Source organism: Pseudoleptotrichia sp., from assembly GCF_057270515.1.
On sequence record NZ_DBHIXS010000005.1, the window covers coordinates 76,671 to 89,357 of the forward strand.

Consider the following 12,687-nt stretch of genomic DNA (forward strand, 5'->3'; position numbering starts at 1 on the left):
AAAATTGAAAAAAGCATTGCTGATTACATTCGTTATTTCATCTTTTGCTTTTTCCAGCGGAATGAGATTTACAATGGAAAAAGATAGGAAAGTTCAAAACAGACAGGAAAATACAACAACAAAAGATGTAGAAAATAAAGAAGATTCTGATAGTTCCGCTTCGCAGCGTAATTATGAAAAAGGGGACGGGGATGTAAAAGCAACAAAGGAGAAAATAAATACCAACTTTAATTTTAGAGGCTCAAGGTCAAATAAATACAGTATGTTGAATAACGCACTTAACAAACTGATAAGCGAATCAAATACCTACCTTGGAATACCTTATCTCTGGGGAGGAACTACCAGAAGAGGTCTTGATTGTTCTGCTTTTGTAAAAAACGTATATTCCAGTATAGGAATTGTACTTCCGAGAGTGTCGAGAGATCAAGCGAGAGTAGGTAGAAGTGTAAGCCTTATGTCTGCAAGAAAAGGAGATTTAATATTTTTTGAAACTGACCCTGAAAGACCTGATACAGTATCACATGTGGGAATGTATATAGGAAACGGAAAAATGATACATGCTTCCAGTGCAAGTAAAAAGGTAATAATCGTTCCACTTAATCAAGGATATTTTATGTCTAAAATGGTAGTAATAAAAAGAATAATAGATATATCCTGATAAAAGAAGGGAGAAAAATGGGAAAAGGGAGAAAAAAAAATGCAGATGAAAAGTTCCTGAAATATTTCAGGAATACTTTTTTTATAGATAGAAGCACTCTTATAAACAGTTATGATGAAAATGACATTGATACGGAATATAACTTTGAGCTTGAAAAAAGTGGAGATATAAAAAATATATTCAAAACAATAAATAATTCTTTTAACAAAGAAAAATATCAAGAAATAGAAGCTCTTTTCAGAAAAAAGGATATATTATCAAAAAATAAAAATATTGAAGACAGAAACCTAAAAGAAGATAAAGAAAATTTATCCAATTTTGAAAAATCAGAAAAATCAGATAAACAAAATAAGAATTCAGAAATTGACAGTTTGCAGAAATTATACGATAAAAAAGAAGATATTTCAGAAATCAATCTGAAAAATATAACTGATATTATAAATAATACAGATCCATATGAACTTTATGATGTGTTAAATGAAGATACTGATACACTGAACAGAGTAAATCTTGCCAAAAATATGGAATATATAAATTTAGCACACAATTATGAAAAAAAATGTCAGGAAATAAAAAATAATGAAATATTGGGAATACAGAATTTTTATTCATCAGGTTCAGCTATATTCAATAAAATCTTTTTTGAAGAGTTTGTATCGGATATTTTTAAATATGGAATAGGAAAAAGACTGAATAAATATTTCTCCCCTCTTGTAAATCTGCCAAAGAAAATGCTTTTTGGAGAGGGTTCTCTGGAAAATACAATAGATACGGTACTCAAAGTAAATAAAGATGAAAGAATGTCCGAAATAATAAAAGATGACAAGGACTTTAAGTCTGAATATGAAAATGTAAAAACAGTTATGAAACAAGAATTTTATCATACAAATCTTGATGAAATAAATGAAATAAATAAAGTAAGGAAAAATTTCAGAATAGGAACATTGGATAATTATATCGAAACTTTGAGTTTTAATTCCAATCATTATTTAAAAGAGTATAAGAAATTAGAACCTTTCCTTAAAAGATATAATATAAAAAAAATGACAAAAAGAAATCTGAAAAATTTATATGAAGATAGAGACAGATTATTTAAGGATTTAGAAAAGAAACTTGGGGAAAAACTTTCCGATACTACAAAAAATTTAGTATTGAATGAAGTAATAATAAACAGTTATATGGAAAAGAAACTTGCCGGAAAGACATATATTGTAATTGATGAAATAAAAAGCCCATTTTTCGGATTAAAAGTCCCTTTTATAAAGGGAAAAGTAGATATTGACCTTATTTATTCAGGATTTGACATACTTAGCAGACAAAGTAGAAATGAAATTGTAAAAACCGCAAAAAAATTTGCCGATAGAAAAACAAGAATTGTAAATCAGCTTATAAAAAACTACAGAAATGTTTTTAATTTTAATGACAAACAGGGAGAAATCAGAGATTTATTGCTTGATGACATGAAGCTTGAATTAGATGAAAAAACAGTTGATAAAATTATAGATTTTGAAAAACTGGAAAATATGATTAATCAAAGTTCAGCAAGCTTTGTTTTAAATAATATAAATTATGAATTTAAATCAAGATTTGATGTAGCCATTATAAAAACTGTTCTGCCTTTTATAGAGAAAAATCCTGCCAATAAAGAAAAAATAATTTCTTATTTGAATAAGAATTCAGTAATTGCGGGAAGCAAGCAAATTTATAATTATGATTTTGAAGAATTTTACCGTAATATTTCTTCCAATCCCAAATTTAAAATAGATAAAGCCGATCTGCAAAGATTGGATAGAAATAAAAATCAGATTGGCAAAATGTTGAAACAAGATATTCCCGTTACAAAAATTGTGGATAAATATAAATTTATAGATATAGGTAATATGATTTTTGTATTAAATGTATTCAAGGAAAATCTTAATGCGAGCCTCGATAATGGAATTTTTAAAAATAATCTGAACGGAAGAAATAAGCCTAATGGAAGATATAACGAAGAAAGTCTTGATTTTTCCTTTAGAGACAGTTTTTTTGAAGAGAAACCCGATTTGGAAATTTTGAATGGTCAGAGTAGCTATATTCAGAGTAAAGCTGCAGAATTTTCTAAAATTATAGAAGAAAATCAGGAAAAAATAAATGCTTTCAATCTCAAAAATAATGAAATATTTACTGAAAATTTTGACAATACGGTCCATGACAAAAACAATATAAATCTTGTCAATGAATCAAAAAAAACGGGATTTGAAATTGAAAATCTGAAATTTCTCAGTCAAAATTTAGAAAATGTCAGAAAAAGCAATTTTCTGAAAATGGGTGTACTTTCCATGCAGAATAAACTGACTTCTACACAGGCTGTAGAAATACTCCTTAAAAGCAGTATTCTTGAAAAACAGTACAGGGATTTACTAAAGGTTACAGATAGATTTTATGTGGAAATTCTTAAGGATGCTATTAAGAAAAAATGGCAGGTACTTCTAAAAGATTATTATACAGATACCGAACTTCTTAAAAACGACATAATAATAAATCCTAAACTGAATGCCAGACTTATAAGAGAGATTGAATATAATCTTGGCTTATATAATTCAGCAAATCTCAAAGAAAAAGTAAAAATGCTCAGTCAGATAATGAGCAATCTTGATATAAAACAACTGAATAAAGATTTTATAATCGAAGAACGCAGAAAGGCAGGAAATTTTGCCAAAAACTTGTTTAATAATGATTCTGTCCGATTGACGGACAATAATATAAAAATGCACGAGCTTTTGAACGGTGATATTGAAAAATTTAAAAGAATGGATGAGAATACGAAAAAAGCTGTAAATAAATTCGCAGACAGGTTTATGGAAAGACTTAGAAGCAACAAATCCGAAGATAAAGATTTTTCTGAAAAGTTTGATCTCAACACTTTCAATGACAGGGAATTTATCGATTATGTCGTAAAATATGAAAGTGTGGATAACACTTATATAAGGGAACTTCTTGCTCTTGATGATGAAGGAACTTTTGCCGAAACGGGTTATCAAAATCAGAGTTTTCAGGAATTTAGAATGAGCAACAAACTTGCAGGTTATAGAGGGCAGATGAAAATGAGTGCCTTAAGGAAAGTAAATCTTATAGGAAGAAAAGTATTTGTAAATCATGAAATAAAAAAATATAAGAATAATCTCCGAAAACTCAAGGAAGAAATCGAAGATGTGAAACTGAAAATGAAAGAGATTATGGGTGAATTTGAAAAAGAATACGAAGAAGATATGTTGAAAATCAGTAGGGACAGAAAAGAAAGTCTTGAAAATCAGGAAAAAACTAAAGAAAAATTCAAAGAAGATATTAAGATTACTGTTATGCAGGCAGTAGAAAACAAAAAAGAAGAAGAAAAAAATGAAGCTCAGAGGGAATACGAAGAAGATATGGAAAAGCTTAAGGAAGAGAAAGAAAATATTGAAGAATATGTAAGAGTTCGTGATGATTTTATGAGATAACTTATAAAAAAATTTCAATTTCAAAGTAATTTTTTTATTCCGTATTTAAGCTTAAAATATTGAATTTATTGGACTTTTTAACATTATTACAGGTGTTTTGTTTGATTTGTCAAAAATAATAAAATGATGTAAAATAAAAAAAGATGTATAATTAAAAAATGGAAATAATATCGGAATAAGTTTTTATAAAAAACTTTTTGAAAAGATATTTTGAAATATAAAAAAAATCCTTATATGAAAATATAATAAAAATTAGTCAGGAAGGAAAAAGTTATGGTAATAAACTATGGAAGCGGAAAGATTGCAGAAAGTCTTGTAAATGTTATAAGATTTGGTAAAATAGCAATGAGACAGGTACTGTCCGAGATTCTTGTCTTAGTTGTAATTCTTTTGACGTTACATATTCTCTACGAAATTCTTCTTATAGCGGTAAACGGAGAGGCAACTAAAGTTCTTTCAAAAGTTTTTAATGAGCTTATATTTGCAGGATTTCTTGTTTTTATTATGATGAACTGGTTGGGAGGCATTAATTTACTGGAAAATATAATTGAGCCTTTAATGTTTCAAAAAATACCCCAATATATGTTCAGTTTTAAAGTCGGAAACAGAGAACTGTTTGTAACGGATGGTGTACTTTTGAATCTTGATAAGCTATGGAAAACACTGGAAGAAATTCCGAATAAAATATATGATATGAAAGCTGCATGGAAAATTTTCTTTGAGTGGGTATTAATAAGTAACCTCGGATATCATCTTATAATGATATTATTAAAAATGTTTATGTATGTTGTAATTATATTGTTTTTTGCAGATATACTAAGAATGATACTGGGGGTACATCTGATGTATATATTTTCAGGAATTTCATTTGTGCTTATGACATTTAAGCCTTTGAGAGAAAACTACGGTATGGCGATACCTAAGACATTACTAGCGACATCAATACAGTACTATATGACATTTATTATAGTAGGTCTTAGTGCGGGATATATGAATTATCTATATTCGGTAGGAGGAAAATTTATACATATAGTAGGAGTATTTATTTTAATGGGTCTTATAAAAGGAATGATGAATCAGATAAGTAGAATAGGGTCTAAATTATAATTTAAAGAAAGAAAGGCAAAAAAATATGCGAAACAGAAAAACGGTAATTATGTTTATCATAGTAACTCTTATGTTGCTCATAACAGTTTCGGCAAGCGGTGCGGACGTTAAAGATACTGCAACGGAGGTAACGAGAGATGTTAATGAATTATTAGCCGGATATATTAGATTTCTCCAGTGGGCAATAACCGCAGTAATGCTTGTCATAACAGCCGCAGGCATTTTACCTGAATTGTTTTCTGCGGGGCGTCCGCCTGATATTGCAGGGATATTTATGAAATTTATTCAGGCAGCTGTTATTATTGGAATTGCATGGGGAATAGGAGACCTTATCAATGCAGTTTTTGGTGCAAACATAAATATTGCAATGATAACATAAGGATACATTAAATGTAGAATAGAAAAAATAAAAATAATACAAAAGAGATATCTCATAAATAAGTTTTTACTGTGTTTTATATACTTTTCTTATTTATAAGATATCTCCTTGTTTTTTTATATCATCAAATCATTCTTTTGTTTTATCTTTTCTGTTATACTGATTATTATGTTTAACAATTTTTTTGTGAAATGAGTTAAAAATTTTATGTATTATATTTTCGATATAAAATTTTGTTTCATAGAAAAATAAATGAAAATTATAATTATAAAAATAATTTTTTCTTTTTATATTGAAAGAATATAAAGTTACATGTTATAATACCAAAAATAAAACAAGAAAGGAGAAATGTTGATATTGTCTCAATAGTAAAAAAATGAATGGAAATTAATATAATAAATTTTTATATTATTTTATCATATGGATTTTACTGTTAAAACAGCTTCAATAAACAATAATGATAAAAAAATTAGCTCAATCAATAGTAACATTTATTATAGCGATATTTGGTCCCAATGCAGGGAGAATAATAGGAATATTTCTTATATCTCTGCTTCCTGTCATAGAGTTGAGAGGAAGCATCCCCATAGGATATTATCAGGGACTTCCATGGTATACAAATATGATAACTTCAATTATAGGAAATATGCTGCCAGTACCTTTTATACTTTTATTTGTAGTAAAAGTGTTTGAATTTATGAAAAAACATAACATAATGGTAAATATGATTGATAAGCTGGAAAAAAAGGCACTGAATAGAAGTGAAAGTTTGGCAAATAAAGAATTTATAGGGCTAATGCTGTTTGTAGCAGTACCTTTTCCGGGAACAGGTGCATGGACAGGTGCATTGATAGCTGCTTTACTCAAATTAGACGTAAAAAAATCGTTTTTTATGATACTGCTGGGAGTGATCATAGCTGCAGCTATAGTAACACTGGGAGTATACGGAGTGTTCGGATTTTTAAAAAATATAATATAAAGTATATGTTTGTATGTTAGAATAAAAAAAAAGAGGTTAAAGAGAGTAAATTTCAAAAAGATGATATAATATAATAATATACAGTAAAATAAATGTAAATTTATAAAAAATAAATAAAAATATATCTAAAAAAATAAAAATCATAATTTATTAATGATTTTTTGTTTTATAAATCAATAAAATTGATATTTGCTAAATATTTGTCATTTTGTCAGTTTTTAGGCAATTTCAATTAAAGAATATATTACTAAAACTAATTAACATAAAATAATTATGAAAGGAGAATTTTATCTGAAAATAGAAAAATAAAAATGAAATATGAGAAAATATAGGAAAAAATAGAGTAGGAACAGTAAGAAAAATTTAAATTTCTATATTTTATTTTTGTATTTCGATTATAACTTATAATTTAATTGTAGATTTCAATTATAAAATTTTCTGTTTTTAAGATAAATATTTAAATATGAAAAAAGCAATATTAGTAACAAGCTTCGGTACATCTCATAAAGATACGAGAGAAAAATGTCTTGATGTAATTGAAAATGAAGTAAGGGAAAAATATGGAAACGAAAAAGTGGAAAGGGCCTATACTTCAGGAGTTATAAGAAGAATAGTCGAAAAAAAAGAGGGGATACATATATATGACCAGAAAGAGGGCTTGGAAGCTCTTAAAAATAAAGGATATGATGAAATTATAACAATGTCGCTTCATATTTTAGGAGGAATTGAGTATTCAAAACTTAGTAATGAGTATGGGAAAGTTACGCAACCGTTACTGACAACAGATGAAGATTACCGAAAAATAGTAAATAATGAGAAATTTAATGATTTAGAGGGAAATGATGCAATCATATTTATGGGACATGGTTCTGAAAGTGCTGCGGATGTTACATATCAGAGATTACAGGAAGAGTATATAAAAGCAGGGAAAAATAATATTTTTATAGCTACAGTCGAGGGAAAAGTAACAATTGAAGATGTTATTGAAAAACTGAAAAAAACAGATTATAAAAAAATATTATTAAAACCTTTTATGATAGTGGCGGGAGACCATGCCAAAAATGATATGGCTTCTGATGAGGAAGATTCGTGGAAAACGGTGCTTCAGAATGAGGGCTATGAAGTAACTCCTGTATTGAAAGGAATGGGAGAATATAAATTTATTCGTGATATGTTTATGGAAAAATTAGAAGCAGTCTATGGAAAAGATGAAAAGAAAAATGAAAAAATCGGTTCAAAAGGAAATTTTATATCATGGTTCAAAAACTTGTTTAAAAAGAGATAGAAATAATAGAAATATATATAATAAAGTAAAAAAGCCTCAATGTACTACACCAAAATCTTGGACATAAAAAATAAAAAGGAGATATGGCACAATTCTAAGCTTATTTTTTTGACAATGAATTATGAGCATAGTATAATTCACAAAAAATATAATTAGGAGGAAAACTAATGGAAAAAAGACTTTGCAAATCAAGAACTGATAAAAAAATAGCAGGAGTATGTGGAGGAATAGGAAATTATTTTGGTGTTGACCCGACCGTTGTCAGAATTATATGGGCCATTTGTATTTTGGGCTACGGAATAGGTCTTTTTGCTTATATTATAGCAGCTTTTGTATTACCCGAGGAACCTTTGAATGAGTCGGACAATTCAAATAAAAAAGGCTTTGAAACTGATAAAAAAGATATTGAAATAGAAGAAGCCGAAAAAGTCGAAGATTAAGATTAAGAATATAATAATTTAAATATCAGAAAATAAGTTTTTAGTTTACAGTTTGGCAGTTGAGTTGGGAGTGAGATTTATTTGACTAAAAAAATATATCTTATCTTCCTCTTGACAAATAAAAAAAAAGTAGTATACTATTTATAGAGTTATAGGTGTTTTATAAACTTAATAAGGAAATCGGTTGAAATCCGATACAGCCCCCACTACTGTGAAACTGACGAAAGTACATAAAACCACTGAAATGTAATTTTGGGAAGGGTACGAGTAGGATGAAGTTAGTCAGGAGACTTGCCTAATAATTTTTCTATTAAAATTTTCTGGGAAGGGAAAATTTGATATACATCAATAAAAATAAATCAACGGCGATTTAGTTTTTTATAGTATTGTTATACGGTGTTGCATAACATTTATTATAGAGCTTTTGACGTGTATTGAATTCGGCTTTCAGCTGATTTTTTTTTAACCTGAATAATTCTCGTATGTAAAACAGGAATTTTATTTTTAAGGAGAAATAAGAATGAAAAAAAGAACATCATCATTTTTAGTTTTAATCGGGCTATTTTTAGTTGTAGTAAACGGTTATTCAATGCATATAATGGAAGGATTTCTACCTCTGAAATGGGTAGTAGTATGGTTTGTTATCTGTATTCCGTTCTGGATTATAGGGATAAGAAAACTTCAGAATATTTCTAAAGCCGGTGTGCAGGATAAAATGACACTTGCATTGGCAGGAGCGTTTATATTTATACTTTCGGCATTAAAAATACCGTCAGTAACAGGAAGTTCATCACATCCTACAGGAGTAGGACTTTCGGCTATATTATACGGTCCTTTTGTAACTTCCATATTAGGGACGATTGTATTGATATTTCAGGCGGGATTGCTTGCGCATGGAGGATTTACAACTTTGGGAGCGAATACGGTTTCAATGGCAATAGCGGGACCTATTGTATCATATTTGATTTACAAAGGGCTTGCTAAAAGAAACAGAACCCTTGCAGTATTTTTAGCAGCATCTGTAGGAGACCTCGCTACATATGTCGTTACATCATTCCAGCTGGCACTTGCTTACCCTTCTGCTGACGGAGGGATACTAACTTCATTTATAAAATTTGCAATGGTATTTGCGGTAACTCAAGTACCTTTGGCAATTATTGAAGGACTGTTGACAAATGTGGTAATGAACATACTTGAGAAATACAATGTAAAAGGGGTGGAAGCATAATGGAAGAAAATAAAAATAAAAGTGTACTCAAAAAGAATATAATCCTGATTATAATAATACTTATAATAGGTATTGTACCTCTGCTTATGGTGAAATCCGAGTTCGGAGGCTCCGATGATAAAGGAGAAGATATAATAAAAGAAATAAATCCTGATTATGAACCTTGGGCCAACAATTTAATAGAATTGCCCGGTCCTGAAACGGAAAGTCTTCTGTTTGCTTTACAGGCTGCCATAGGTGCAGGAGTTATAGGATATGTGTTAGGCTATTTCAAAGGCGAAAGAAAGAATGTTAATAGATAAAATATCTTACGGAAATCCGATAAAAGATATGAACCCCGGAATAAAGTTTATACTGTCAATGACGACATTAATATTTTTACTTTACACCGGAAGTAAAGTAGTATTTATTTTTAACCTTATACTATTTAATTTGCTTCTTTTATTTGTTGTAAAAGTAAAAATATCAGACTTGTTAAAATTGAACTTTATTCCGGCTTTATTTATTTTGACGACTGTAATTTCCTTGTTATTTATAAAATCTGATATATGGGCATTTTTATTACGTTCATTTTCAGCAATAGCAGTGGTATATTTTCTTATCTGTTCGACACCCGTCATAGATTTGGATTATATATTTGCAAAATTGAAATTTCCCAAAATATTCAGGGAAATGTTCCTACTCATTTACAGATATATATTTCTGTTGTCTGATAATAAGGAAAAATTACAGAATGCACAGGAAGTGAGACTCGGGTACAGTACTTTCAGAAACAGTATGAAATCATTTCCAATGCTCGTAGTCGCAATACTGAAAAAAACATATTACTATAATCTAAATTCTATAAAAGCCGTAGAGTCAAGATTAGGGAAAGAATTTATTTTTTCCCATAGAAAATATAAAAAAATCGGGATTGAACTAATTTTTGTAATATTAATATTTATAATAAATCTATATCTGGTGGTAAAATATAATGCTTAGACTTGAAAATATAACCTTTTCCTATGATAAGGAAACGGAAGCTCTCAAAGATGTGAGCCTGAATATTGAAAAAGGAAAGAAAACTCTGTTTTTAGGAGAAAACGGCTCGGGAAAATCCACTTTATTTCTGATAATGAACGGACTTCTTCAGGCACAGAAAGGAAATATCTATTTTGAAGGTGAAAAAATAGTGTATAGAAAAAAGGACCTTGAAAATCTTAGAAAAAAAGTAGGGATAATTTTTCAGGACCCTGAAATACAGATTTTTGCTCCTTTAGTTTTTCAGGAAGTGGCTTATGGACCCGAGAATCTTGGTTATTCCAAAGAAAAAGTAGAAAAAAATGTAAACAGGGCAATGAAAGAAATAAATATAGAAAATTTGAAAGATAGACCCTGTCATCATCTCAGCTATGGGCAGAAAAAAAGAGTATCTATAGCTGCAATTACAGCAATGGAACCTGATTTACTGATTTTAGATGAACCTACTGCGTGGCTTGATTCCAAAAATACGAGAAGAGTATCAGAAATTCTTAAAGGTTTTTCCGAAGCAGGAAAAACCCTGATAGTATCGACACATGATACAGATTTTGCATATGAATTTGCTGATTATATCTATGTCCTTGATAAAGGCAGAATAGTCAGACAGGGAAACAGGGATGAAGTTTTTGAAGATTTTGAGTTTTTAAGAAAATTGAATTTAAATATTCCAAATGTGTTAAAAATAAAGAGTTATCTGAAATATAAACAACTTGATGAAAATGATTATTATAAATTCTTGGAGGAAAAAAATTTACTATGAAAAAAATACTTATATCGGGAGCAATGAGCGGAAGCGGAAAAACTACAGTCAGCAGTATATTGATGTCGGCATTTGAGAATGTGGCACCTTTTAAAGTGGGGCCTGACTATATTGACCCCGGTTATCATGAACTTTTTACAGGGAATAAATCTCATAATCTGGATGCTTTTATGTTTGATGAAGATACGTTGAAACATATATTTAAAACAGGAGTAAAAGGACGAAATATAGCCATAGTCGAGGGAGTTATGGGACTTTATGACGGTATAGGGCATGAAAAGGATAATTTCAGTACGGCACATATATCGAGGATCTTGGATATTCCTGTGATACTTGTAGTAAACGCAAAGGGGATTTCTACAAGTATAGCTGCTGAAGTTTTAGGCTTTAAATTATTTGATAAAAATGTTAAAATAAAAGGAATCATTCTAAATAATGTTTCATCGGAAAAATTGTATCTAAATCTGAAAGAAGCTGTAGAAAGGTTTACAGGAATAGAATGTTTAGGGTATCTGCCAAAAAATGACAAACTGTCTGTAGAAAGCAGACATCTGGGACTGAAACAGGCTTTTGAGCTGAAAGACTCCGAAGAGCTTAGGGAAAAGAAAATTCTTTTTAAGGAAATCGCTGAAAATTGTCTGAATTTAAAAAGAATATATGAAATAGCCGAAGAATTTGAAACTGACGGTGGAATGGACGAATTTAAGCCGATAGAAAATCTGAAAAATAAATACAAAGGTAAAAAAGTCGGAGTAGCAAGGGACGGAGCATTTTCTTTTTATTATGAAGCCAATCTTGAGTTAATGAGGTTTTCGGGCTTGGAAATAGTGGAGTTTAGTCCTGTGAGAGATAGAAAACTTCCTGACAATCTTGATTTGATATATTTCGGTGGAGGATATCCCGAGCTGTATTATAAGGAGTTGTCAGAAAATGTGTCCATGAAAGAAAGCATAAGACAGGCTTATGAAAACGGGGTAAAGATATACGGAGAATGCGGGGGCTTTATATATCTTACAAAAAGATTAAATCTAATTGACGGAAATTATGGAGATTTTTGCGGAATTATAGATGTAGAAATTTCTATGAGAAACAAGCTGAATATTGGAAGATTTGGCTATATAAACATAGAAACGGGAGAGGGAATTAAAACGAAAGGTCATGAGTTTCATTATTCGGAGATTTCTACGGACAATGAAAATAAAAAAGACAATACACATTTTTATAAAATCGAAAAAAATGACGGAAGAAACTGGACTTGCGGTTATAAGAAAAAAAGTTTACTCGCAGGGTATCCGCATATTTCTTTTTATTCAAATATAGAATTTTTTAAGTATTTAGTAGAAAAGTTGTAAAAA

The 12,687-nt window shown here is 29.5% G+C and carries 12 protein-coding genes and 1 riboswitch; all 12 genes read left to right on the forward strand.

Annotated elements, in window-relative coordinates; all coding sequences use genetic code 11:
* Positions 1 to 4 precede the first annotated feature (4 nt).
* On the forward strand, positions 5 to 658 hold the full coding sequence (locus tag ACO5J6_RS05420) for a C40 family peptidase (RefSeq protein WP_485642567.1): 654 nt from the start codon (positions 5 to 7) through the stop codon (positions 656 to 658).
* Between the two features lie 17 nt (positions 659 to 675).
* The gene (locus ACO5J6_RS05425; RefSeq protein ID WP_485642568.1) at positions 676 to 4,134 is read left to right on the forward strand and encodes a hypothetical protein; all 3,459 of its coding nucleotides are present in this window, start codon (positions 676 to 678) and stop codon (positions 4,132 to 4,134) included.
* Between the two features lie 273 nt (positions 4,135 to 4,407).
* Positions 4,408 to 5,241, forward strand: a complete 834-nt coding sequence (locus ACO5J6_RS05430; RefSeq protein ID WP_485642570.1) for a hypothetical protein — start codon at positions 4,408 to 4,410, stop codon at positions 5,239 to 5,241.
* A 25-nt stretch (positions 5,242 to 5,266) separates the two neighbouring features.
* On the forward strand, positions 5,267 to 5,620 hold the full coding sequence (locus tag ACO5J6_RS05435; RefSeq protein WP_485642571.1) for a hypothetical protein: 354 nt from the start codon (positions 5,267 to 5,269) through the stop codon (positions 5,618 to 5,620).
* Between the two features lie 457 nt (positions 5,621 to 6,077).
* A complete protein-coding gene (locus ACO5J6_RS05440; protein WP_485642572.1) occupies positions 6,078 to 6,599 on the forward strand; it encodes a COG2426 family protein in 522 nt (173 codons plus the stop codon).
* A 463-nt stretch (positions 6,600 to 7,062) separates the two neighbouring features.
* A complete protein-coding gene (locus tag ACO5J6_RS05445; protein WP_485642573.1) occupies positions 7,063 to 7,884 on the forward strand; it encodes a sirohydrochlorin cobaltochelatase in 822 nt (273 codons plus the stop codon).
* Positions 7,885 to 8,051: 167 nt separating this feature from the next.
* A complete protein-coding gene (locus tag ACO5J6_RS05450; protein ID WP_485642575.1) occupies positions 8,052 to 8,324 on the forward strand; it encodes a PspC domain-containing protein in 273 nt (90 codons plus the stop codon).
* 136 nt (positions 8,325 to 8,460) lie between these two features.
* Positions 8,461 to 8,637: riboswitch (cobalamin riboswitch) on the forward strand.
* A 207-nt stretch (positions 8,638 to 8,844) separates the two neighbouring features.
* A complete protein-coding gene (locus ACO5J6_RS05455; RefSeq protein ID WP_485642576.1) occupies positions 8,845 to 9,552 on the forward strand; it encodes an energy-coupling factor ABC transporter permease in 708 nt (235 codons plus the stop codon).
* Positions 9,552 to 9,854: an energy-coupling factor ABC transporter substrate-binding protein gene (locus ACO5J6_RS05460; RefSeq protein WP_485642578.1), complete on the forward strand. Its 303-nt coding sequence runs from the start codon at positions 9,552 to 9,554 to the stop codon at positions 9,852 to 9,854. Before ACO5J6_RS05455 ends, ACO5J6_RS05460 begins: the two co-directional genes overlap by 1 nt.
* Positions 9,841 to 10,533, forward strand: a complete 693-nt coding sequence (locus ACO5J6_RS05465; protein WP_485642579.1) for a CbiQ family ECF transporter T component — start codon at positions 9,841 to 9,843, stop codon at positions 10,531 to 10,533. Before ACO5J6_RS05460 ends, ACO5J6_RS05465 begins: the two co-directional genes overlap by 14 nt.
* Complete coding sequence (locus ACO5J6_RS05470; protein WP_485642581.1) at positions 10,526 to 11,332, forward strand: energy-coupling factor ABC transporter ATP-binding protein; 807 nt, start codon at positions 10,526 to 10,528, stop codon at positions 11,330 to 11,332. Before ACO5J6_RS05465 ends, ACO5J6_RS05470 begins: the two co-directional genes overlap by 8 nt.
* Positions 11,329 to 12,684, forward strand: coding sequence for a cobyrinic acid a,c-diamide synthase CobB (locus ACO5J6_RS05475; RefSeq protein WP_485642583.1), 1,356 nt, complete (start codon positions 11,329 to 11,331; stop codon positions 12,682 to 12,684). The genes ACO5J6_RS05470 and ACO5J6_RS05475 overlap by 4 nt, the downstream gene beginning before the upstream one ends.
* The last annotated feature ends 3 nt before the right edge of the window (positions 12,685 to 12,687 follow it).

What these genes read in the sequence shown, in the direction of transcription:
- ACO5J6_RS05425 (WP_485642568.1), top strand. Translation starts at nt 676, where the DNA reads ATGGGAAAAGGGAGAAAAAAAAATGCAGATGAAAAGTTCCTGAAATAT.
- ACO5J6_RS05430 (WP_485642570.1), top strand. Translation starts at nt 4,408, where the DNA reads ATGGTAATAAACTATGGAAGCGGAAAGATTGCAGAAAGTCTTGTAAAT.
- ACO5J6_RS05435 (WP_485642571.1), top strand. Translation starts at nt 5,267, where the DNA reads ATGCGAAACAGAAAAACGGTAATTATGTTTATCATAGTAACTCTTATG.
- ACO5J6_RS05440 (WP_485642572.1), top strand. Translation starts at nt 6,078, where the DNA reads ATGATAAAAAAATTAGCTCAATCAATAGTAACATTTATTATAGCGATA.
- ACO5J6_RS05445 (WP_485642573.1), top strand. Translation starts at nt 7,063, where the DNA reads ATGAAAAAAGCAATATTAGTAACAAGCTTCGGTACATCTCATAAAGAT.
- ACO5J6_RS05450 (WP_485642575.1), top strand. Translation starts at nt 8,052, where the DNA reads ATGGAAAAAAGACTTTGCAAATCAAGAACTGATAAAAAAATAGCAGGA.
- ACO5J6_RS05455 (WP_485642576.1), top strand. Translation starts at nt 8,845, where the DNA reads ATGAAAAAAAGAACATCATCATTTTTAGTTTTAATCGGGCTATTTTTA.
- ACO5J6_RS05460 (WP_485642578.1), top strand. Translation starts at nt 9,552, where the DNA reads ATGGAAGAAAATAAAAATAAAAGTGTACTCAAAAAGAATATAATCCTG.
- ACO5J6_RS05465 (WP_485642579.1), top strand. Translation starts at nt 9,841, where the DNA reads ATGTTAATAGATAAAATATCTTACGGAAATCCGATAAAAGATATGAAC.
- ACO5J6_RS05470 (WP_485642581.1), top strand. Translation starts at nt 10,526, where the DNA reads ATGCTTAGACTTGAAAATATAACCTTTTCCTATGATAAGGAAACGGAA.
- ACO5J6_RS05475 (WP_485642583.1), top strand. Translation starts at nt 11,329, where the DNA reads ATGAAAAAAATACTTATATCGGGAGCAATGAGCGGAAGCGGAAAAACT.